Below are 22222 nucleotides of genomic sequence, written 5' to 3'. Positions count from 1 at the left end.
CAGGGAGTCTTCAGAAACCGCTGCTGCACTCATGCCCGCACGAGCCGCCCAGAGAAGAGACGGAAGTGAAGCGAGTGAAGCGCAGAACTGTGGTCGTGGGGCTCACCGCGGCCGCCGCGGTTCCGGCGGTCGGGGTCGGGGTCGGTTCCGGGGTCGCGCAGGCGGCGACCCGGGCGGGGAGCACGGACGCCTCCCTGGTCTTCGACCCGAGCACCTACACCGAGCTGACCACCAGCATCACCGACACCGAGGGCACCGCCCACGAGGTGACGTACCACTTCTACAAGGTCAGCAGTTACGTGGCCGCGCCGGTCGACGTCACATACCAGGGGCTCAACGTCAGCGTTCCGGTGGCGGTCGACGGGACGGCCGTCGACGCCACCGGCGCACCGATCCTGTTCGCCAACTCGGTGGGCGGTTACATGCCCTCCTCGGTCGCGAGTGCCACCGGTATCGGGGCCGGTGGGGGCGCGGGCGGTCCCGGGGGACCGGGCGGGCCGGGCGGACCCGGCGGTCCCGGGGGCGGCAACAGCGGGCCGAACCGGACGCTGCTGGCGCTGCTCGCCGGGTATGTGGTGGTCGAGCCGGGCGCCCGCGGCCGTACCCTCGTCGACTCGTCCGGTGTGTACTACGGCACCGCGCCCGCCGCGATCGTCGACCTCAAGGCGGCCGTGCGGTACGTGAAGTTCAACCGGGGGCGGATACCGGGGAACGTGGAGCGGATCGTCTCGTCCGGTACGAGTGCCGGTGGCGCGCTCTCCGCGCTGCTCGGTGCCTCCGGCGACAGCCCGCTCTACGCCAGGGACCTGGCGGCGCTGGGCGCGGCCGACGCGAGCGACGCGGTCTTCGCGAGCGGTGACTGGTGCCCGATCACCGACCTGGAGCACGCCGACGCGTCGTACGAGTGGTGCTGGGGCGGCAACCCGCTCGGCGACGGCTCGACCGTGGACGCGACGATCTCCGCCGACCTGAAGGCGGAGTTCACCGGCTATCTGGCCTCACTGCGGCTCGCCGCACCCGGGTTCGGGCGGCTGACCGACCGCAACCTGGACGAGTACCTGGTGAAGACCCACCTGGAGCCGTCCGCCACCAGCTACCTCGCCGCCCTGTCGGACGCGGACCGCGCCACCTACCTGGCCGCGAACACGTTCATCAGCTGGGACGGCACGAACGCCACCTTCTCCTGGGCGGACTTCCTCGCCCATGTCGGTGCCCGGAAGAAGGGCGCGCCGTCGTTCGACGCCTTCGACCTGTCGACGCCCGAGTGCAACGAGTTCGGCACCGGCACCACCGCCGCCCGCCACTTCACCCTCTACAGCCTGCGGCACGCGGAGGGCGCCGGCGCCCGCCTCGACAGCGACATCCCCGAGCGGCTGCACCAGATGAACCCGATGTTCCACCTGGTGGAGCAGGTGAACCCGAACAGGGCCAGGCACTGGTGGATCCGGCTCGGCACGAAGGACAGCGACACCTCGCTGACCGTCGCGGCCCACCTCGCCGCCCGGCTGAGGAACCTCGGCGACGACGTGGACATCACGTACTACTGGGACGCCGGGCACGGCGCCGACAACGACCCCGGGGACTTCATCACGTGGATCGCGCAGGTGTCGGGTCACCGGCCCGCGAGCCGTCGGCGCTGAAACTCACGTAGGTGGCCAGGAAGCCGACGGCGTAGCCGGTCAGCAGGCCGCCCGCGTAGACCGCCGCCGCCAGGGCCGGGCCCCTGTTCCCCGTCAGCAGGGGGAACAGGGCCCAGCCCGAGGGGCCGATGGCGGTGGCCCCGACGCGGTCGCCCAGTACGGCGAAGAAGCCGACGAAGGCCCCGCCCGCCGCGCCGCCCGCGCAGGCGGTGAGGAAGGGGCGGCCGAGGGGGAGGGAGACGCCGTAGATCAGGGGTTCGCCGACGCCCAGCAGGCCGGCCGGGAGGGCGGACTTGATGGTCGTACGCAGTGAGGTGTCGTGCCGGAGGCGGGCGTACACGGCCAGCGCGGCACCCACCTGTCCGGCGCCGGCCATGGCCAGGAGGGGGAGCAGGACGGTGTAGCCCTGCTGCTGGATGAGGGTGGTGTGGATCGGGATCAGGGCCTGGTGGAGGCCCAGCATCACGAGGGGGAGGAAGAGGCCGCCGAGGATCAGTCCGGCGAGGGGGCCGGTCGTGGCGAGGAGCCAGTTCGCGGCGGTGCCGATGGCGGAGGAGACGACACCGGCGGCGTACATCAGGCCGTACAGGGTGGCCAGGCCGGCGACGAGGACGGTGACGGTGGGGGTGAGGAGGACGTCGAGGGCGTCGGGGACGCGGCCCCGGCACCACCGCTCGACGTGGACGGCGAGCAGGGCGGCGGCCAGCGCGCCCAGCACCCCGCCCTGCCCCGGCGCGAGGGCCACGCCGAAGGCGGTCACCTTCGCGACGCCCGGATAGACGACGATCGCCGCGACCGCACCGCCGAGGATGGGCGTCCCGCCGAACACCTTCGCCGTGTTGTATCCGACGAAGATGCTGATCAGGGCCATGAAGCCGGAGGCGATGGCGGCGAGGGCGGGGGTGAGCGAGGGCAGCAGGCCGGCGTTGACGAGGAGCCCGTTGAGACCGGCCAGCACCCCGCAGCCGATCAGGGCGGGGATGAGCGGCACGAAGACGTCGGCGATGCGGCGCAGGACGGTCTTGAGGGGGGTCGCGTTGCGCCGGACGCGCGCGGCGCGCAACTCGGCCCCGCGGGCGGCGAGCTGCTCGGCTCCGGGGACGGCGAGCTGCTCGGCTCCGGGGGTGGCGGGCTGTCCGGCGCCTTGGGCGGCGGGCTGCTCGGCCGCTGCCGCTTCCTCCGCCGTCAGCAATCGCTGGAACTCGGCGGTCACCGTCACCACCGCCCCCGGCCCGATCACCACCTGGAGGCTGTCCCCGTCGGCCACCACCCCCAGCACCCCCGGCACCGCCCGCACCGCCTCCCGCTCCACCAGCGAGGGATCGCTCAGCCCCAGCCGCAGCCGGGTCATGCAGTGGGCGACGGAGGTGATGTTCGCGGGGCCGCCGACGAGGGGCAGCAGGGCGGCGGCGGTGTCGTACGGCGATCTCTGCACACCCCGAGCGTGCGGGTCAGCCGGCCGCCGTGGCGAGCGCGGCGCGCAGATGGCCGCCGGACTCCTCCAGAAGGCGGGCGGCGGTGGGCCCGTCGACACCGGCCAGGATCACCAGGACGGCGTTCTTCACCTCGCCGCCGGTGGCGGTGAGCGCCTGCTCGATCTCCTCGTCCCCGGCCCCGGTCGCGAGCGCCACGATCCGTCGGGAACGGGCGCGCAGCTTCTCGTTCGAGGCCCGGACGTCGACCATCAGGTTCCCGTAGGTCTTGCCGAGCCGGATCATCGTGATCGTCGACAGCATGTTGAGGACGAGCTTCTGGGCGGTGCCGGCCTTCAGGCGGGTGGAGCCGGTGAGCAGCTCGGGGCCGACGACCACCTCGATGCCGTGCTCGGCGGCGGCCGCGAGCGCGCTGCCCGCGTTGCAGGAGAGGCCGACGGTCAGGGCGCCGAGGGCGCGGGCGTGCTCGACGGCGCCGACGGCGTAGGGGGTGCGGCCGGAGGCCGAGACACCGACGACGGAGTCGGTGGCGGCGACCCCAAGGGCGTCGAGATCCTTCCGGGCCAGCTCGGCGGAGTCCTCGGCGCCCTCCACGGACGTGACCATGGCCTCCGGCCCGCCCGCGATGACACCGACGACCTGACCGGGAGCGGTGTTGAAGGTGGGCGGACACTCGGAGGCGTCGAGCACCCCGAGCCGCCCGGCGGTACCGGCACCGGCGTAGATGAGCCGCCCGCCCTGGGCCATCCGGGCGGCGACGGCGTCGATGGCCCCGGAGATCTCCGGCAGCCGCAGCGCCACGGCGCCGGCGACCCCGGCGTCCTCGCCGTTCATGAGCCGCGCGATGTCGAGGGTGGAAAGCGTGTCGATCTCGGAAAGCTCCGGCCGAAACGCCTCGGTGGTGAGCGCCTCCAGCTCGGAGCGGAGGGCGCGGTGTTCGGTGGTCATGGACACACGGCTCTTTCTGATTAGCGCTCAGTCAACCAACCAAGGGGCGCGGGGCTGAATCGATGTGCGGCTCCGCCGCGTGGGCGCGACCAGCCACAACGCAGCCGCAGTCGCCGTACCTCACGCACCCCCACGATCTAACGCGGCACACTCCGGTGCCTGTGAGCCAACGCCTCATAAGACGCCGCCAACGCCGGAGCCGCCGCCTCGTACGTCCGCTGGGCCACGCCCACGAACAGACAGTCCACCACCAGCAACTGACTGGTCCGCGAGGACATCGCGGCCGGCCGCAGCTCACTCTCCCGCGAGGTCGAGGTCGTCAGCACATGGTCGGCGTACTGCGTCACCGAGGAATCCGGCCGCCCGGTGATGGCAACAGTCGTCGCCCCCCGCTCGAACGCGACCCGCAAGGGCTCGATGACATCCCCGGTGGACCCGGAGTGCGTGATGGCGATGGCCACATCCCCGGCCCGCAACTGCACCGCGTTGGTGACCGCCAGATGCGGATCGCTGTGCGCATGCGCTATCAGCCCTATCCGCAGCAGCTTCTGCGTGAGGTCCTGGGCGACCAGCCCGGACGCCCCGATGCCGTAGACGTCGGTCCGCCGGGCCCCGGCGAGCGCGCTCACCGCGGCCCCCAGCTGGACGGTGTCCAGGCCGGCGGCCGTGTCCGCGAGGGTCTGCTGCTCGTCGTAGGCGAGCTTCGCGACGACGTCGGCGATCGGATCGTCGACGGCTATGTCGGTGGTGATCGCGGGCGCCCGCCCCGACTGCTGGTGTGCGGCGAGCCCGGCGAGGGCGAGCCGCAGATCGCGGTAGCCGGGGTAACCGAGCAGCCGGGCGGTGCGGACGACGGTCGCCTCGCTCGTGCCGGTGCGCTCCGCGAGCCCGGTGACCGTGAGGGCCGCGCAGCCGGCGGGGTCGCCCGCGACGGCTTCGGCGACACGCTGCATGGAGCGGGTCATGGAGGGGGCGAGGGTGCGCACCTTGGCCGCGAGGGCGGCCGGAGCCGGCGGTGCGTTTCCCGGGGCCGGGGTCCCGACCGGACTGTTGCCGAAAATTTCCTTCACGTTCTCGGTCACCCCTGAAAGATATTTTCGTTGCGGGGGCCCGGTCAAGACCGCGCACAATAGGACCATGGACCCCGTAAGCCCCCTGGAACTGGCGCTGCACGCAGCCCGCGCCCTGGTGCTCGCCGACCTGGTCGCGGGCGAGGTCGCCGAGGCGGACGTCGTCTCACTGGTCGAGGACTCCGTCGTACAGCGGCGCTGGTGGGTCGAGCAGTGGCCGGACGGGGCGGAGTACGTGGCGGGGCTGGTCGCCCAGGACGTCCAGGACGCGCTGCTCGAGCGGTACGGCCGCTGGCCGCTGTGCCCGGTGTGCGGCACCGGCGACCCGCACGCCCTGGACGTCGAGCCGGAGCTCGGCCCCGACCCGCACTGGGTGTGCCACAAGGTGGGCGTGAAGGTCGCCTCCGTCGGCTCCCTGGGCCCGGCGACGGGCGGGATGGCGTCCTCGTGACGGTGCGCTCATGAAGGTGCTCTCATGACGGTGTACATCGACCCGCCGGACTGGCCGGGCCACGGCCGCATGTGGTCCCACCTGGTCAGCGACGCCTCCTACGCCGAACTGCACGTCTTCGCCGAGGCGTTGGGCGTCCCCCGCCGCGGCTTCGAACGCGACCACTACGACATCCCGTCCCACCGCTACACCGACGCGGTCCGGGCGGGCGCGGTGGAGGTCAGCAGCCGCGAGGTGGTACGGCTGCTGCACGGGGCGGGGCTGCGCAGACGCAAGGGCGACATGCCCCGGTGACGGCTCCTACCGCGCCGCCCGCAGTTCGAAGGCCAGCCCCTCCCCGTCCTCGCTCACCTTCGTGAAGCCGGCGCGGCCGACGACCGCCTGGGAGGGGAGGTTGACGGGCTCGATGGTGGCGAACAGGGAGCGGACGTCGGCGCGGGACAGGGCCCAGTCGGCCAGGGTGCGCAGCGCCTCTGTCGCGTAGCCGTGGCCGCGGGCGGACTCGGTCAGGTCGTAGCCGATCTCCACCCGGCCCTCCTCGTCCGGCGCGGAGTGGAAGCCCATGCCGCCGATCGCGCGGCCGTCCTCCCGGCGGACCAGGGCGAAGACGCCGAACTCCGGCCGGTGCACGCCCCCTTCGTACGCCTTCAGCAGGAAGCCGGCGGCCTCCCGGGTGCCCTCGTAGGGGCCGTCCTCGGTCCACTGGAAGCCGCCGTCGCCGCCGAGGCTCAGGTCGCGGGCCTCGGCGGGGCGGATGCCGACGAGGTCGAGGCGGTCGGCGGGGACGACGAGGTTGTTGTACCAGTGCCACTCGGTGACCGGGGCGCGGCCGGGCAGCTCGCCGCGGCCGGTGGCCCACAGCAGGGTCTCCCAGGGCGTCGGACCGGGCTGGACGTGCGGGAAGAGCAGCGCCAGGACGGACTCGGCCAGTGCGTCGGAGGGCCGGTAGGGGACTTCCAGCCCCTTCGCCATGTCGTGCGTGTGGAGCAGTACTTCGGCGATGCCCATCGCGGCGGAGCCGACACGGTCCGCGCTGCGGAAGGGGAACGGGTGGAAGGCGCGGACCGCGCGCGGGGTGGTCCGGACGGTGGCGGCGAGCAGGGCGCCGGTCGTCTCGATCACGTGCAGCAGACCGGAGTTGTCGGTGCCGTCGTCGAGCTTCAGCTCGAAGGGCACGTACGCGTCCCGGGCGCGCCCGGCCAGGTTGGCGGCGTACGCGACGAGATCGTCGGCGACATGGACCGCCGTCTCGTGGCAGTTCCAGTCCAGGTCTCCCGCCTTCACCTCCGTCCAGTCCCGTGCCACCGTCGGCCGCAGCGCCGCGATACAGCCCGCGACGGCCTCTTCTATCTGATCCCCGCCCATTTCGCGCATGAGGCGCACCCTAGGACGCCGGATCCTCCGCGGTCGACAGCATTTCCAGCTCGGCGGCGAGGTTGTAGCGCGCGGTCGGCTCCCATGCCGCCCGGCCGTGCGGGGTTCTGAAGAGCCGTGGCAGGTCGAGCAGTTGGCGGAGGATCGCGGAACGGCCGTCGCGGAAGGCGTCGTTCGGGACGAAGTGGTACTCCTCGCGTACCTCGGCGGTGTAGGCGGCGTACGCGGCGGGCGGGGCGGCGAGGATCGCCAGGTCGGCGTCGCACAGGACCTCGCCGTTGCGGTCGCCGGGGGCCGGGTCGTGGGTGACGGTGAGCCGGACCAGGCGGGCGACCTCGGCGGTCCCGGCCTCGGAGACCCCGGCCTCGGGGAGGGCGCGTTCGGCGAGACGGGCCGAGCGCTCCTCGTTCGTCGACCGCTCCGGCAGATACACCGCGTCGTGGAACCAGGCGGCGAGCCGCACCAGATCGGGGTCGTCCGCGTACTCCGCCAGTACGTCGACGTGGTCGAGGACCGCCGTGAGGTGGGCCAGGGTGTGGTACCGGCGCCGGGGCTCCTGCCAGCGGCGCAACAGCTCGTCGGCGTACGGGTCGGTGTCGGGGTGGCAGGTGTCTTCGTCCCGCGCCATCCGCACGGCGCGCCGCCAGCGGACGCGCAGTTCCTGGAGATCGGCCATGCGCCCATTCTCCCGCGCGCCACTGACATGCCCCTAGCGTGGACGGCATGACTGCTGCCGACGACGTACGTGATCCCACGCTGCCCGGACGTCTGCTCGCCGTCGAGCGTGACGTGCTGCTTCCGCTCCTGCGCGCCCGGCCGGACGCGGACTTCGCGCTGCCGGCCGCCGCGTGTCCGGGGTGGACGGTGCGCGATGTGCTCGCACACTGTTCGGCCGCGCTGCTCCGGGTGGTGGAGGGCCGCTTCGAGAAGGGGGTGTTCTCGCCCGAGTCGAACGACCGGGACATCGCCGACCGCGCCGACTGGACGAACGCCCGGGTCCTGGACGAACTGGAGCGCGGGATGACCGAGGCCGGGGAGGTGATCGCGGGGCGGGCCGACGGGGCCTGGGACGGGATTGCTTTTGGAGAGTGGGTGCACGCCGGTGACGTCCGTGACTCGCTCGGCGAGCCCGGGGCCTACACCGGCGCGGGCCGGCCGTACGCGCTCTCGCTGCTGGCCCGGGTCACCCGGGAGCGGGGGCGGCTGCGGTTGCAGGCCGACCTGGACGACGTGGACGAGCCGCTGCACCTGGGAGCGAGGAGCGGGACGCGGACACCGGCCCGTTTCATCGGCGACTCGGCGACGCTCGTACGGCTGTACACGGGACGGGCGGTCGACGGGGCGGCGTACGAGCTGACGGGGGCGGCCGTGGAGGAGCTGAATCTGTACGGGTGAGGGGCTGAATCTGTTCGGGTGAGCGGCCGGGGGTGGTCTCGCGGCCGTATACGGACCCCACGTACCCTTGGATTGGACTAGACCTCCTGCGGTCGGCCGGTCAGCCCTGCGGATCGGCCGGCCGCGCCAGGGGTACACGGGGAACACCACGGAAGGGGCCCTATGAGCACGCGTGCAGTCCTGGAGGTGATCGCCCTCGACGCCGAGGACGCGGTCGCCGCCCAGGCCGGAGGCGCGGACCGCCTCGAACTGGTCACCGACATGGCGGCCGACGGGCTGACCCCGTCGCCCCGGACGTTCACCGCGATCCGGGCCGCCGTCGACATCGACCTGCGCGTGATGCTGCGGCCGGCGGACGGGTTCGCGGCGGGGGACGTCGACCGCCTGGTCGGGGTGGCCGCGCAGCTGCGGGCGGCGGGGGCCGACCAGTTCGTGCTCGGGTTCCTCGGCGCGCACGGGGACGTGGACCTGGCGGCCGTGGAGCGTGTGGCGGCCGAGCTGGCGGGCTGCCGCTGGACCTTCCACCGGGCCATCGACCGCGCCGCCGACCGCGACGCGCTGCGCAAGCAACTCGCCGACCTTCCGGGCCTCGACACCTACCTCACCGCGGGCGCGGCGACGGGCGTGGACGAGGGGCTGCCCACCCTGCTGGCCGAGGCGCGGCGCCGCGGCGAGCCGGGGTACGGGCAGACGCTTCTGGTGGGAGGAGGTCTGCGGCTCGACCATGTGCCGGCGCTGCGGGCGGCGGGGATCGACGCGTTCCACATCGGCGGCGCGGCGCGGCCGGGCGGCTGGGACCGGCCGGTCTCGACGCCGGCCGTACGGGAGTGGCGGCGGGTGCTGGACGAAGGGTAGGCGCCTTCGGGAGGTTCCCCGCGTTCATTTTAGTGAACGCGGGGTTTTTCTTATCGGCATGGCCTGTTATATTGAACGCATGGTTCACTCAAACGACTTCTGGGGCCGTTGATGGGCCCGCAGTCCGGGACGGGGCGGCAGCCGGTGAGCAGCACCGCGGCCGCGGTCGGCGCGAAGATCCGCCTGCGCCGTCAGCAGCGCGGCATGAGCGCGGCCGAGATGGCCCGCCGCGCCGGACTGAGCAAGGCCACCCTGTCCCAGCTGGAGGCCGGCCGGGGCAACCCGACCATCGACACCCTGGACGCCATCGCGATCGCGCTGCGCATCCCGATCGCGGACCTGCTCGCACGTGACGCCGACACCGGCCCGGTCTACCGGGCGGGCACGGAAGCCGAACCCGGCGAGGTCACCCGCGAGCTGCTGCGCCGCATCAGCAGCGGCAACAGCCTGGAGATCTGGCGGCTGCGCATCCGGCCCGAGACCGAACTGGCCGGTGTCCCGCACGCCACCGGGACGATCGAGCACCTGATCGTCGCCACCGGTCACGTCACCGCCGGACCGGTCGACGCCCCGCACGACCTCGGCCCCGGCGACATGCTCGCCTTCGCCGGCGATGCCCCGCACTTCTACCGCACCGGCGCCGAGGCGGTGGACATCACCGTCGTCTTCGCCTCCCCCATCAGCGCCTGAGAACGGGAACACCCCTCATGAGCACCGTCACCACCACCCCGTCCGGCCTGTCCTTCATCAGCGACAACATGGCCGGCGCCTCCCCCCGCATAGCCGCCGCCGTCGCCGAAGCCGCCGCGGGTCAGGTCCTGCCGTACGGCAACGACCCCTTCACCGAGCGCGCCCGCGGCAGGCTCGCCGAGATCTTCGAACGGGACGTCGACGTCTTCCCCGTCTCCACCGGATCCGCCGCCAACGGCCTCGCCCTGGCCGCCCTCACCCCGCCGTGGGGCAGCGTCCTCGCCCACCAGGACAGCCACATCCACCACGACGAATGCGGGGCACCCGAGTTCTTCACCGGCGGCGCCAAGCTCGTCGGACTCCCCGGCCTCGACAGCAAGATCGACCCCGAGGCGCTCCAGGCCGCGGTGCGCCGCCGCGCCGGCGACGTCCACACCGTGCAGCCGTCCGTGGTGAGCATCAGCCAGGCCACCGAGAGCGGCAGCGTCCACACCGTCGAGGAGATCCGCCGGCTCTCCTCGATCGCCAAGGACGGGGGACTGCGCGTTCACATGGACGGCACCCGCTTCGCCAACGCCCTGGTCCACCTCGACGCCACCCCCGCCGAGATGACCTGGAAGGCGGGGGTCGACGTGCTGTCCTTCGGCGCCACCAAGAACGGCGCGATGACCGCCGACGCCATCGTCTGCTTCGACCCCGCCCTCGCCACGGAGCTGGCCTTCCGGGCCAAGCGCGGCGGTCAGCTCACCTCCAAGATGCGCTTCCAGACGGCCCAGCTCGACGCCTACCTCACCGACGGCCTGTGGCTGGACAACGCCCGCCGGGCCAACGCCATGGCCACCCGTCTCGGTGCCGGCCTCAAGGCCATCCCCGGCGTCGGCCTGCTGGCCGCCCCGCAGGCCAACATCCTCTTCTGCCGCCTGCCCCAGCACGTCACCGACGGTCTCCTCGCCGAGGGCTACGCCTTCTACCACGACCGCTGGGAGCCGGGCATCGTCCGCTTCGTCACCGCCTTCTCCCACCAGACCGACGACATCGACCAGCTCCTCGACGCGGTCCACCGCCACAGCGCCTGAACCCACGAGGGCGTCGAGGACCAGGCCGAGCACGCCGAACCGGCCCTCTACGCCCTCGCGTCACGCCTGCCGGACGATGCCGCTCCACCGGGTCGCCCACCTCGTGTCGCGACCGTCTGCGTCAGGTCAGCTGGGTCGGGAGCGGGGTCGTGTGCGTCACGATCAGGCCGGAGACGGCCCGGGTGAGGGATGAGGTGGGTCAAGGGTGGGCGCAAGGGGGGTCGTAGGCCTGATCGGGGACGTACCTGTGCCATAGCTCGGGGGTCAGCAGGTTTCCGGTGGAACGGCAGATGTAGTCGATAGCTGCCGGGGCGGTCAGGGGCATGATGCGTACGGTGGAGTCACCGTTGCCGATGAAGAGGCGGCTGTCGTCGCGGGAGAGCGCGATCGTGTTCACGTAGTCGAAGATGCCGGTCACCGGCTCTCCGTGGGGCCGCGCGTCCGCCCGGTCCCGGGGGATGTCCCACAGCCGGACCGTGAGGTCGGAACTGCCACTGCTGAACAGTCTGTGACCGTCCTGACTGAAGGTCAGGTCCGAAACGGGGCCCGCGTGACCCGTCAGGGGGTTACCCAGTTGCTGGGGGCGAGCGGGGTCGGCGAGGTCCCACAAGCGGATCTCGGTGTCATCGCCGGAGGTCGCGAGTGTGCGGCTGTCCGGGCTGAAGGCAACTGAGTTGACTGCTTCTTGGCTGGCTGTCAGGTGTTTGGCCAGGACGTGGGGGCGTGTGGGGTCGGTGATGTCCCAGAGGCGGAGGTCGCCGTAGTCCGTCGCGGCGACGAGTGTGCGTCGGTCCGGGCTGATGGCCACCTGGGTGACCTGTTTGGCGCCGCCCATGTCCAGCGGCCGGCCGAGAGGTTTCGGGCGTGATGGATCGGAGACGTTCCACAGGACGATCGTTCCGTTTTGGTTGCCGCCCGCCAACGTATTCCCGTCGGGAGCGAACGCGACGCTTTGGAAGTCTCCTCGGGCGCGCGGTGCGTCGCCCAGGAGCCTGGGTTTGGCCGGTTCGGTGACGTCCCACAGCTGCACCTCAGGTCCGGTCGAGACGGCCAGTTCCCTACCGCCGGGCCTGAAGGCGACGGTGCCGTAGCTGGGCTTGGCGCCTCGGATCGATGCGCTGACCAGGCGGGGATGGGCCGGGTCGCTGACATCCCAGAGACGTACGGTGCCGTCATCCGCACCCGAGGCCAGCAGATGCCCGTCACGGCTCATGGTCAGTGCCTCTACGGCATCCGTGTGTCCGGTGAGGATCGTGCGCGGGATCGTCCACAGCCGGACGGTGCGGTCGGTGCCGGCGGTGGCCAGCGTGGTGCCGGTGGGGTCGAAGGCCAGTGCTATCACACGTCCGGTATGGCCCTTCGTGGCTGGCGTGAGACTCCGCTGGTCCTTCGGGGACGTCACGTTCTTAAGCCAGACGGTGGTGTCATCGCTGCCGAAGGCCATGAGGTTTCCCCGGGGGGAGAACGCCACCGCGTTGACGATGTCCTCGGTGGTCGGAGAGTCCAGCGGGGAGGGCTTTGCGGGGTTCGTGACGTCCCACAGATGGGCTGTCCCGTCGGTACCGGCGGCGGCCAGCGTCCGGCTGTTCGGACTGAAGGCGACTGACTGGACGCTGCCCCGGGTTCCGGCTTCGGTGATGGGAGCTGGAACCTTGCCGACGGCCGCCGGATGCCGCGGGTCCGTAACGCGCCACAGGCGTATCGTCCCATCGCTCCCGCCGCACGCCAGCAGCTTGCCGTCCCGGCTCAAGGCGACCCCGTACACCTCGCCGACGGCACCGGTGAGCGGCTTTGCGAGGCGCTTCGGGGTTCGGGGTTCGGTGACGTCCCACAGGTGGACACGACCGTCCTCACCCCCTGTCGCCAGGGAGTGTCCGTCGGGGCTCATGGCGAGTGTGTACAGCTCACCGCCGCCGACCTTGACCGGGTCACCGATGGTGGTGGGGTGGAGGGGCTCCCGTATGTCCCACAGACGGATGGCACCGTCCTCGCCGGCTGCGGCGAGGAAGCGTCCGTCGGGGTTGAAGACCAGTCCCCATACGCTCTTCTTGAAGTCATGCAGCGGATCGCCCAGTGCGGCTGGGTGGCCCCTGCGGGCGGTGTTCCACAGCCGGATCACGCCTTTGGCGTCTCCGCTGGCCAGCAGGCGCCCGTCCGGGCTGAACTCCACGGCGTCCACGTCGCCCTCATGGCCGGTCAGCATCGTGGAAAGGGGCACGTTCTGGTCGCTGAGAAGGTCGCTCTCGGTCGACTCGGTCGGCTTCATGCGGTGTGCCACCAGGTCCAGCTGGGCGGCGAGCGAGGCGTCCCTCGTGCGTACTTGGTCCGCGTTGGCCCCGACCTCACTCAGGATCTTGGTCCTGCGTTCGCGCTCCGCCGTGTTGCTCTGCAGGAGCGCGATGGCGCCCGTCACCGCCACCAGCACGGCCAGCACGCTCAGGCAGGCGACAACCCCCTGCCGGATCCGGCGGGAGCGGTCCCGATGTCGTACCGAAGCGGCCAGGAACCCGGACGCGACCGGACCGAGCCCGCCCGCACCCCCGTCGGCGTCCTCACCGTCGGCCCCCGCCAAGCCCCGGGCCTCCTCCAGCCGGCCACCCCGATACAGCATTCCCGGATCCTGTCCGGCCTCCTGCCACGCGACCGCCGCGTCCTCCAATCGCTGCCGGGCCATGTAGTGGACGCGGTGCTCCCTGATCCACTCCCGTAGCCGCGGCCAGGCCCGCAGCAGCACCTCGTGGGTGATGGTGACCGTGTCCTGCTCCCGGGTCAGCAGCCGGCCCTTGGTGAACTTCTCTATGACCTGGGCCGCCTCCCCGGGGCGTGTGCAGTGGTTCACGAGTTCGTCGTACGGCACCGGACGCCGCGTGTCCTTGGTTCCGCTGCCGCCGAACTTGATCAGGCGCAGGAACACGGACTGCGCGGTCTGCCGGGCAGCGGGATCCAGCCGGTCGAACCAACTGTCCGCCTCCGCGGTCACGCTGTTCGCGATACCGCCGGTCGCCTCGTAGCCGTCGACGGTGAGGACATGGCCCGCGCGGCGCATCCAGGTGGCCCGCAGGGCGTGGGCGAGCAGGGGCAGCCGACCGATCTCGTAGGCACCGGTGTCGTCCGCTCCGTCTTCTGTTCCGTCTTCTGTCGCGCCCAGGTCGCGCAGCAGTACCGGCACCAGTCCGGGTTCGACGTCCAGCCCGACCGCGCGGGCGGGATACAGGATCGCCTCCCGTACGCCGGTCCGGGACAGCGGCCCCACCATCACCTGGTTGCGCTCCACCGCGTTCCGGAGGCCAGGGTGGGCCGCGCACTTGGAGTAGAAGTCCGAGCGCAGACCGAAGACGACCAGGCCGGGTGGGGGCTCGCTGCCCGGACCGGCTTCCGCGATGCCCAGGACCGCGTCGAGGAAGTCCCGCCGCTCCTGCTTGTCGGGGCACAGCGTGAACAGTTCCTCCAGCTGGTCGACGACCAGGACCAGCCGGCGCTCCCCGGGGCCCTGCGCGAGTGCTCGGCGCAGTCGGTCCGGCCGCAGGGCAGGAGAACCGTCCGAACCGCTGCCCATGACCTCCCACAGATGGGTGCCGAGAGCCTCCATGGGATTTGGCGTCGGGGTCAGCCACACCTGCGGCCAACGTGTCGAACCCGGCAGCGCTCCCCGTGCCAGCCCGGCCAGGACCCCCGCCCTCAGCAGCGAGGACTTCCCGGCACCGGACGGGGCGACGACCACCAGTGCACCGCCCACCGCCAGGCAGGTGTCCAGCCGGACCAGCAGCTTGGCCACCAGCTCGTCCCGGCCGAAGAACCACTGCGCCTGGTCGGTCCCGAACGCGGTCAGGCCGGGATACGGGCACTCGTCGGAGACCGAGCCGGTGAGCACCCGGTGCGCTTCGCGCACCCCGTCCTCGTAGTGCACATGCAGATCCCGCTCGGAGACGTACAGGTCCCGGTGGGCCTGGTAGATCCTGGCCCGGTCCGAGGCGTGCGCCTGCAGGCGGATCTGCTCACCGCGCCGCATCTCCTCGCTGCGGACAGGGGGTCCGCCGAAGCCGCGTGCGGGGGGTCCGCCGGCGGGAGTCATGGCTCGTGGATGTGCTGGTCACGCCCGGCGATGAAGACCCGGGCGTTTCCGGACGCCTCGGCGTGGACCTCCTGGGTCCCGGCGCGGTTGCCGGTGTCCTGGTGCACGTGTTCGCGGTGCACCTGCGGGGCGATGTCCCGCTCCATCAGCCGGCGCAGCTCGTCCGCCAGCTCGCGGTTCTCCCCCAGCAGCTCGGCCAGCCGGTCCTCCCAGGCCGCGACCAGCTCCGACTCCGCGTCCGTGTCCCGTTCCCGGCGGGCTGCCACTGCTCGGTCCCGGGACTGCTGCAGTTCCGCGTCCACGCTGTCGGCCTGCTGTGGACAGATGCGGCGCCACCAGCTGACGAGGGCCGTGTGCACGTCCTGCCAGGCGTCGGTGACCATCGCGCCCACCAAGGCCGTGGCCGCCGACGCTACGATCGGATCCATCGCCACCAACCCCGTAAAATTCCCCTATATAGGAATAAGGTACCCACTTTGGGGTGCGGTGTCGCATCAACGCGGTGGCGGCCAGGGCGTTTTGGTTGAACCGTGAAAGACAGGATCAGGTCAGTTGCGGCGGCAGCGCGGCCGAGTGGGTGACGATCAGGCCGGACACCGCTCGGGTCAGCGCCACGTACAGCCGCCGCAGGCCGGTGCGTTCGTCGGGTTCGCCGTCGACCACGGCCTGGGGCTCGTCGAGGACCACGTAGTCGTACTCAAGGCCTTTGGCGAGTGATGCCGGGACGAGGGTGAGACGGGTCTCGGCCGTGGTCTCCTCTCCCGGGTTCAGGAAGCCGATCCCGGCTGCGGTGAGCGCCTCGGCCAGCGCGGGGACGCGCGCGTCCGCCGCGATCAGGCCCGTCGACCCTTCGTTGCGCAGCAACTCCTGGCACGCAATGACGACTTCGGCAGTGTTCTCGATCGTGCGGACCTCGAAGAATCCCGGGTTCTCACGGACCGACGCCACCGGGGTGAGGCCCGGCGCGATGTGCGGGAGGAGCCGGGAGGCGTAGGTGATGACGTCCGTCGGGACGCGGAAACCGGCCGTCAGTTCCTCGATCACGCCGTCCGACTTGCCGAGGTGGGACAGGGCCTCGTCCCAACTCCGGGTCGCCCAGGGCGTGGTGCCCTGCGCCAGGTCGCCGAGGACGGTGGCCGAGCCGGTGGTGCAGCGGCGGCCGACCGCGCGGTACTGCATGGGCGACAGGTCCTGCGCCTCGTCCAGGACCACATGGCCGAGGGAGTGCGTCCGCTGGACGAGATCCGTCGTCTCGTCGATCAGCACGGCGTCCGCGGGCGACCACTTGGCCGCCTTGACGCTGCGCACCGGCTTCGCCCAGACGATCGTCTTCTGCTCGTCGTCGCTGAGGATCCCCTCCGCGTGCGAGGCGAGGAAGTCCGCGTCCGTGAGCAGGCGCAGCACGAGTTTCGCCGGGTCGACCGGCGGCCACACCTGCTTGACGGCCGCCTTCACCGCCGCGTTGCGGGCCACCGAGTCCTGCACGCGGTCGTCGGGGGCCTCGCCCGAGCGCTCCATCTGGACCAGCACGGCGTGTGCGATGCGCTGCGGCAGGGCCTCGCGCGCCGCGCCGTACCGGATGCCGCGGTCCAGCAACTCCCTGACGATGACCTCCAGTTCGTGCGCCGGGACACGCCAGCGCCGGGAGCCGCGGACCACCATGACCGGTTCGGTGGGCATCGTGACGTGCGCCTGGACGGCCCTGCGCAGCACCTCCGCCATCCGGGCGTCGCCCTTGATGACGGCGGCGGGCGCGGTGTCGGTGCCGCGCACCTCGACGCCGTTCGCCACCAGGTCGTCCACCGTCGCCTGCTGCACCGTCAGCTCGCCCAGCGCCGGGAGCACCTGCTCGATGTAGTGGAGGAAGGAGCGGTTCGGGCCGATGACCAGGGTGCCGGTGCGGGCCAGCCGCTCGCGGTGGGCGTACAGGAGATACGCGACCCGGTGCAGGCCGACGGCGGTCTTGCCGGTCCCCGGGCCGCCCTGCACGCACACCGTGCCGCCCAGTCCGCTGCGGACGATCTCGTCCTGCTCGGGCTGGATGGTCGCGACGATGTCGCGCATCGGGCCGACGCGCGGACGCTCGATCTCCTGCTGGAGCAGCTTGCTGGTCCGGGCGGCCTCGGCCGGGTCGGACAGGTGCTCGTCCTCGTACGCCGTGATGTCGCCCCGGGTGTACCCGAAGCGGCGGCGCAGTGCGACGTCCATCGGGTCCTTCTTGGACGCGCGGTAGAACGGCTGCGAGACCGGTGCCCGCCAGTCGATGACCATCGGGTCGCCGTCGTGGTCGTGGACGTGCCGGCGCCCGATGTAGAAGCGCTCGCCGTACGCGCCCTCGGCCTGGTCGGCGCCGGGGGCGTGCAGGTAGTCGAGGCGGCCGAAGAACAGCGGGGTGTCGCTGAGGTCGGCCAGCGCCTTGATGCGTTCCTCGATCTGGCGGGCGAGCACCTCGGCGTTGACCCAGTTCGCGGTGACGTCACTGATGTCCAGCGACTCGACGTCCTTCCGCATGGCCCGCAGAGCGGACCGGGAGCCGGCGAGGTGGGCGCGCTCGCGGGAGAGGGGGTCGGTGGCGGGTTCGGTGCGTGGATCGGCTCCGCGGCCGGCGGGCGAGTCCGTGAGGGGGTCGTGGGCGGGCATGGACAAGGGGGTGCCTCCGAAGGCCTGCGAGTGGGTGGCGCTCAGGTGGTGAGTGGCGCACAGGTGGCGATCAGCCGACCGGTTTCCGTCCGGGCGGCGGCACTCCGGGGAAGGAGGCGGGCAAGAGCGGAGATTCTAGTGAGGCGGGGGCGGGGGAGGCCAATGGATTTCCCCCGGATGCGCCGAGGGGGGGTGGGGCGGGGCGCCGAGGAGGGGGGTGGCGTGTGCCGGGGAGGGGGACGTGGTGCCTGGCCGGGGGGCATGGGTGTGCCGGGAGGGGGGCGTGGGTGCGCCGGGGGGCGTGGTGCCGGGCAGGGGGCCTGGCCCGTGCGGCGGGGAGGGTGGGCGGCGGTCGTGTCTCCGGGGTGGGGGCCGGGTCCCCTAGGGGGTGTGTCCGTCGTGGGGTGGGGCGGAGGTAGGGGGTGGGGTCCATCGGCGGGTGGACTGGCGGAAGCCGGAAATTGGACCCGTGGACCGATGCCGTACTGGTGCCCGAAGTTCCACCATTGAGGCATGAGCGCAGCAACCATCCATCCAGTTCCCTCGGGTCCGCCGGGCGCCACCGCCCTGGACGGAGTCCCGCACTCCCAGCACCGTCTGGGCGACGCCCTGCGTGCCGTCAAGGTCTTCGTCGGCGCGGCGTTCAGCGTCGTCATACTCGGCGAATACGGCGAGGAAGCAGGCATACGCCGTAAGTGACGGCATAGTGTCACCTCCGTGCCGAACCGGACGGTGACGTCATACCCCCTGCCCTCCCTCTCCCTCTCCCGTTCCCTCTCTCTCCTGGCAGTCTCCCTTTCCTCCTTCGCCGCCCTCTGCGTCCTGCTGCACGCCCCGATGGCCGATCTGCTGGTCTACCGGGCCGAGGGCGAGGCCGTGGTCCACGGCAGTGACCTGTACGGCTTCACGGTCACCGAGTGGCGGCTGCCGGCGACGTACCCGCCCTTCGCGGCGGTCCTGTTCGTCCCGACGACCTGGATCCCCGTCCCGGCCCTCAAGGCGGCATTCCTCGCGGGCAACGCGCTCCTGCTCGCCTGTCTCGTCGCCCTCTCCGCCCGCCTGGCCGGCCGCACGGCACCCCTCCCCGTGCTGTGCACGGCCACCGCCCTGTCCCTCTGGCTGGAGCCGGTCTTCCAGACTCTGCTCTTCGGCCAGATCAACCTGGCGATCGCCTGCCTGGTCCTGTGGGACCTCACCCGCCCGCCCGGCGCCCGCGCCAAGGGCCTGGTCCTGGGCATCGCGGCGGGCGTCAAACTCACCCCGGCGATCTTCATCGCCTACCTGCTGCTCACCGCACGCAGAAAGGAGGCAGGCGTTGCGACGGCGTCCTTCGCCGGTACGGCACTGCTCGGTGCCCTGTTCCTGCCCGCGGCGACCGTGGACTTCTGGACGCGGCGCCTGTTCGAGACCGGCCGGGTCGGCAAGGCCTGGATCGTCGACAACCAGTCGCTCCAGGGCCTGATCGCCAGGGTGACGGGCGCGCAGGCACCAGGCCTGGCCTGGGTGCTCCCGGCGACCGTGCTCGCGGCGACGGGCCTGTGGCTGGCGACCCGCGCCCACCGCGCCCGTCGCACCGACCGCACCGACCGCACGCACCGCGCCGCCGGCGACCGGTGGGGCATCCTGCTGACCGCGTTCACGGCCCTGCTGATCAGCCCGATCAGCTGGTCCCATCACTGGGTGTGGTGCGTCCCGCTGCTGGCGGTGCTCCTGGCGGAGACCCGCACGGCCCTCGCGCTCACCGCCGCCGCACTCTTCACCGCCCGCACGATGTGGCTGCTGCCGCACGAGGGCGACCGGGACCTGCACCTCCCGTGGTGGCAGCAGCCGTTCGCGGCGCCGTACCCGCTGCTGGGGCTGGCGCTGCTGGCGGGCGCGGCCGCAGCCCTGCGACGGCACAGCCGCGCCCTGCCGGAAACTCAGCCTTCCGTGCCCTCCACGCCCTCGGCGCCCCCGGAGCCCTCCGTGCCTTCGGCGAGGAGCTCGTCCGCGTCCACGATGCGGTAGGCATAGCCCTGCTCCGCCAGGAACCGCTGCCGGTGGGCGGCGAAGTCCTGGTCGATCGTGTCGCGGGCGACGACGGAGTAGAAGTGGGCCTTGTGGCCGTCGGCCTTGGGGCGGAGCACCCGGCCGAGGCGCTGGGCCTCCTCCTGTCGGGAGCCGAAGGTGCCCGACACCTGGATGGCGACCGTCGCCTCCGGCAGGTCGATGGAGAAGTTGGCGACCTTCGACACCACCAGCACGCTGATCTCGCCCTGGCGGAAGGCCTCGAAGAGCTTCTCGCGCTGGGCGTTGGAGGTCTCGCCCTTGATGACGGGGGCGTTCAGGTGCTCGCCCAGCTCGTCGAGCTGGTCGATGTACTGGCCGATGACAAGGATCTGCTGGCCCGCGAAGCGGCGCACGATCGCCTCCGTGACCTTCCGCTTGGTCGCGGTGGTCGCACAGAAGCGGTACTTCTCCTCGGTCTCGGCGGTGGCGTAGGCGAGCCGCTCCGAGTCCGTGAGGTTCACCCGCACCTCGACACAGTCGGCGGGCGCGATGTAGCCCTGCGCCTCGATCTCCTTCCACGGGGCGTCGAAGCGCTTGGGCCCGATGAGAGAGAACACGTCCGATTCCCGGCCGTCCTCGCGCACGAGGGTGGCCGTCAGCCCCAGCCGCCGGCGCGCCTGCAGATCGGCGGTGAACTTGAAGACAGGAGCCGGCAGCAGATGGACCTCGTCGTAGACGATCAGACCCCAGTCCCGGGAGTCGAAGAGTTCGAGGTGCGGGTAGACGCCCTTCCGCCTGGTCGTGAGCACCTGGTACGTGGCGATCGTGACGGGCCGGATCTCCTTCCGCGTCCCGCTGTACTCCCCGATCTCGTCCTCGGTGAGACTCGTCCGCTTCACCAGCTCGTGCTTCCACTGCCGTGCGGAGACGGTGTTGGTGACGAGGATCAGGGTCGTCGACTTGGCCTGTGCCATGGACCCGGCACCGACCAGCGTCTTGCCCGCCCCACAGGGCAGCACGACGACACCGCTCCCGCCGTGCCAGAAGTTCTCCACGGCCTGCTTCTGGTACGGCCGCAGCGCCCAGCCGTCCTCGGCGAGCTCGATCGGGTGCGCCTCGCCGTCCACGTATCCGGCGAGGTCCTCGGCGGGCCAGCCCAGCTTCAGCAGCGTCTGCTTGATCTGCCCGCGCTCGGAGGGGTGCACGGCCACGGTGTCGGGGTCGATCCGGGCGCCGACCAGCGGGATGATCCGCTTGGAGCGCAGGATCTCCTCCAGGACCGGCCGGTCGGTGGTGGTGAGCACCAGCCCGTGCGCCGGGTGCTTGGAGAGGGTCAGCCGGCCGTAGCGGTCCATCGTCTCGGCGATGTCGACCAGCAGCGCGTGCGGCACCGGGTAGCGGCTGTACTCCACCAGCGCGTCCACGACCTGCTCGGCGTCGTGTCCGGCCGCCCGCGCGTTCCACAGCCCCAGCGGGGTCACCCGGTAGGTGTGGATGTGCTCCGGCGCGCGCTCCAGCTCGGCGAAGGGCGCGATCGCCCGACGGCAGTCGTCGGCCCGCTCATGGTCGACTTCCAGGAGCAGCGTCTTGTCGGACTGGACGATCAACGGACCATTCACGCGCGGCACCCTTTCCCTTTCGGCTCATGCGGCCATCGCCATGGCGGCCATCGTCATGGGCCAAAGTTCCAGTGTGCCTCATGGGTGAGCGATCACCTCCGCCGATCGACGCGATGTACACCGTCCCTGCCCGGCTTTTGGGGGTGTCTGATCGTCCCGTGCAACCTTGAGCCCGTTTCGGGTGTCATGTCCCGGGGGAGCCGCGCAAGGCGTGTGGCTCGGGGAGGAGGGGTGGGGTGACGTCCGTACGTATCTGGGGGGTAGGCGCCGGGGCGGTGGCGGTGCTGGTGGTGACGGCGGTGTGGGCGCAGGGGTCGGCCGGTGTGGACGCAGGTCTGTGGGCCGGGGTGCGCCCCGCGATAGAGGCCCGGCTCGTGGTGCAGGCCGCCGGCACCGGGGCCGGGGAGAGCGAGCCCGCGCTCAGGTCGCGGTGGTTCTGCCGGGCGGAGGCCCTGGACCTGGCGGAGAGCGGGGGCCAGGTACGGGCCGGGGTCAACACCCTGTGCCTGGAGTACGGCGAGCGCGCCGGAGCCCTGGTGGAGTGCGGCGGTGCGCAGATACCGCAGGTGGTCCGGCTGGAGCGGGACCCGGCGCACGGCGGCTACCGCGTCCTCTCCGAGGAGGAGCCGCCGGACGGCGAGGGCTACGGCACGTGGACGGCCGGCCACTTCAGCCGCTACGCCGAGTCCCGCCTCGACGAGGAGATGGAGTCCAGCGGACTGGAGACCGTGGCCCGCACCCACTTCGCCCTGCCGGCGGACGCACCGGTGCGGTACTGCTGAGCGCTTCGCGGCGAGCGCCGTGACGGGCCGTCGTTCGGCTGCGGCACCGTCGTGGCCGGTCGCTCGCACCCCGCGGCGGAGCCGCCCGGTGGCCCCGCGCCCCTTCGCGGCGCTGCCGAACCGCGGCCGACCCTTCGCGGCGCTGCCGAATCCCGGCCGACTTCGCTCGTCCCGCCAGACCCGCCAGA

The 22222-nt window shown here is 71.9% G+C and carries 19 protein-coding genes; 10 read left to right on the top strand and 9 right to left on the bottom strand.

Features of this window, described 5'->3' with window-relative positions; translation table 11 throughout:
• Window positions 1–74: 74 nt before the first annotated feature.
• The gene (locus tag ACFWXC_RS26425; RefSeq protein WP_384482553.1) at window positions 75–1640 is read left to right on the top strand and encodes a subtype B tannase; all 1566 of its coding nucleotides are present in this window, start codon (window positions 75–77) and stop codon (window positions 1638–1640) included.
• Here ACFWXC_RS26425 and ACFWXC_RS26420 read toward each other — a convergent pair.
• From ACFWXC_RS26420 to ACFWXC_RS26410, 3 genes are all read right to left on the bottom strand, one after another.
• On the bottom strand, window positions 1588–3075 hold the full coding sequence (locus ACFWXC_RS26420) for a PTS transporter subunit EIIC (RefSeq protein ID WP_384482551.1): 1488 nt from the start codon (window positions 3073–3075) through the stop codon (window positions 1588–1590). The two genes, ACFWXC_RS26425 and ACFWXC_RS26420, sit on opposite strands and share 53 nt — an antisense overlap.
• Window positions 3076–3091: 16 nt before the next feature.
• Window positions 3092–4021, bottom strand: a complete 930-nt coding sequence (murQ, locus tag ACFWXC_RS26415) for an N-acetylmuramic acid 6-phosphate etherase (protein WP_384482549.1) — start codon at window positions 4019–4021, stop codon at window positions 3092–3094.
• Window positions 4022–4158: 137 nt separating this feature from the next.
• Window positions 4159–5103: a MurR/RpiR family transcriptional regulator gene (locus ACFWXC_RS26410; protein ID WP_384482548.1), complete on the bottom strand. Its 945-nt coding sequence runs from the start codon at window positions 5101–5103 to the stop codon at window positions 4159–4161.
• 55 nt (window positions 5104–5158) lie between these two features.
• Between ACFWXC_RS26410 and ACFWXC_RS26405 the strand changes: the two genes are divergently transcribed.
• Together ACFWXC_RS26405 and ACFWXC_RS26400 are read left to right on the top strand one after the other, a co-directional pair.
• Complete coding sequence (locus ACFWXC_RS26405; protein WP_384482546.1) at window positions 5159–5542, top strand: hypothetical protein; 384 nt, start codon at window positions 5159–5161, stop codon at window positions 5540–5542.
• Between the two features lie 24 nt (window positions 5543–5566).
• Window positions 5567–5836: a DUF4031 domain-containing protein gene (locus ACFWXC_RS26400; protein ID WP_384482544.1), complete on the top strand. Its 270-nt coding sequence runs from the start codon at window positions 5567–5569 to the stop codon at window positions 5834–5836.
• A 6-nt stretch (window positions 5837–5842) separates the two neighbouring features.
• Here ACFWXC_RS26400 and ACFWXC_RS26395 read toward each other — a convergent pair whose 3' ends face one another.
• Both ACFWXC_RS26395 and ACFWXC_RS26390 read right to left on the bottom strand, forming a co-directional pair.
• Window positions 5843–6916 (bottom strand): GNAT family N-acetyltransferase, encoded by a 1074-nt coding sequence (locus ACFWXC_RS26395; RefSeq protein ID WP_384482542.1) that lies wholly within the window; start codon window positions 6914–6916, stop codon window positions 5843–5845.
• A gap of 10 nt (window positions 6917–6926) precedes the next feature.
• Window positions 6927–7592, bottom strand: coding sequence for a hypothetical protein (locus tag ACFWXC_RS26390; protein WP_384482541.1), 666 nt, complete (start codon window positions 7590–7592; stop codon window positions 6927–6929).
• 47 nt (window positions 7593–7639) lie between these two features.
• Here ACFWXC_RS26390 and ACFWXC_RS26385 point away from each other — a divergent pair, with 47 nt between their 5' ends.
• From ACFWXC_RS26385 to ACFWXC_RS26370, 4 genes are all read left to right on the top strand, one after another.
• Window positions 7640–8311 (top strand): maleylpyruvate isomerase family mycothiol-dependent enzyme, encoded by a 672-nt coding sequence (locus ACFWXC_RS26385; RefSeq protein WP_384482539.1) that lies wholly within the window; start codon window positions 7640–7642, stop codon window positions 8309–8311.
• 162 nt (window positions 8312–8473) lie between these two features.
• Window positions 8474–9166: a copper homeostasis protein CutC gene (locus ACFWXC_RS26380; RefSeq protein ID WP_384482537.1), complete on the top strand. Its 693-nt coding sequence runs from the start codon at window positions 8474–8476 to the stop codon at window positions 9164–9166.
• A 144-nt stretch (window positions 9167–9310) separates the two neighbouring features.
• Complete coding sequence (locus tag ACFWXC_RS26375; RefSeq protein WP_365799658.1) at window positions 9311–9856, top strand: XRE family transcriptional regulator; 546 nt, start codon at window positions 9311–9313, stop codon at window positions 9854–9856.
• Window positions 9857–9873: 17 nt separating this feature from the next.
• The gene (locus tag ACFWXC_RS26370; protein ID WP_384482535.1) at window positions 9874–10932 is read left to right on the top strand and encodes a threonine aldolase family protein; all 1059 of its coding nucleotides are present in this window, start codon (window positions 9874–9876) and stop codon (window positions 10930–10932) included.
• A 199-nt stretch (window positions 10933–11131) separates the two neighbouring features.
• Here ACFWXC_RS26370 and ACFWXC_RS26365 read toward each other — a convergent pair whose 3' ends face one another.
• The 3 genes from ACFWXC_RS26365 to ACFWXC_RS26355 form a co-directional block, all read right to left on the bottom strand.
• Window positions 11132–15004 (bottom strand): hypothetical protein, encoded by a 3873-nt coding sequence (locus ACFWXC_RS26365; protein WP_384482533.1) that lies wholly within the window; start codon window positions 15002–15004, stop codon window positions 11132–11134.
• Window positions 15001–15432, bottom strand: a complete 432-nt coding sequence (locus tag ACFWXC_RS26360; protein ID WP_384482531.1) for a hypothetical protein — start codon at window positions 15430–15432, stop codon at window positions 15001–15003. Before ACFWXC_RS26360 ends, ACFWXC_RS26365 begins: the two co-directional genes overlap by 4 nt.
• Before the next feature lie 115 nt (window positions 15433–15547).
• Window positions 15548–17644, bottom strand: a complete 2097-nt coding sequence (locus ACFWXC_RS26355) for a HelD family protein (protein WP_384482529.1) — start codon at window positions 17642–17644, stop codon at window positions 15548–15550.
• 513 nt (window positions 17645–18157) lie between these two features.
• Between ACFWXC_RS26355 and ACFWXC_RS26350 the strand changes: the two genes are divergently transcribed.
• Entirely contained in the window at window positions 18158–18343 is a 186-nt protein-coding gene (locus tag ACFWXC_RS26350; RefSeq protein WP_384482527.1) for a hypothetical protein, read from the top strand.
• Window positions 18344–18481: 138 nt separating this feature from the next.
• Window positions 18482–19651, top strand: coding sequence for a glycosyltransferase 87 family protein (locus ACFWXC_RS26345; RefSeq protein ID WP_384482673.1), 1170 nt, complete (start codon window positions 18482–18484; stop codon window positions 19649–19651).
• Here ACFWXC_RS26345 and ACFWXC_RS26340 read toward each other — a convergent pair.
• Entirely contained in the window at window positions 19564–21252 is a 1689-nt protein-coding gene (locus ACFWXC_RS26340) for a DNA repair helicase XPB (protein ID WP_384482525.1), read from the bottom strand. The genes ACFWXC_RS26345 and ACFWXC_RS26340 overlap by 88 nt on opposite strands.
• A gap of 236 nt (window positions 21253–21488) precedes the next feature.
• Here ACFWXC_RS26340 and ACFWXC_RS26335 point away from each other — a divergent pair, with 236 nt between their 5' ends.
• A complete protein-coding gene (locus tag ACFWXC_RS26335; protein WP_384482523.1) occupies window positions 21489–22034 on the top strand; it encodes a hypothetical protein in 546 nt (181 codons plus the stop codon).
• Window positions 22035–22222 lie beyond the last annotated feature (188 nt).

This window comes from Streptomyces sp. NPDC058683, assembly GCF_042716195.1.
In the GTDB taxonomy this organism is placed as follows: Bacteria; Actinomycetota; Actinomycetes; order Streptomycetales; family Streptomycetaceae; genus Streptomyces.
This window is presented reverse-complemented; position numbering and strand designations above follow the sequence as displayed.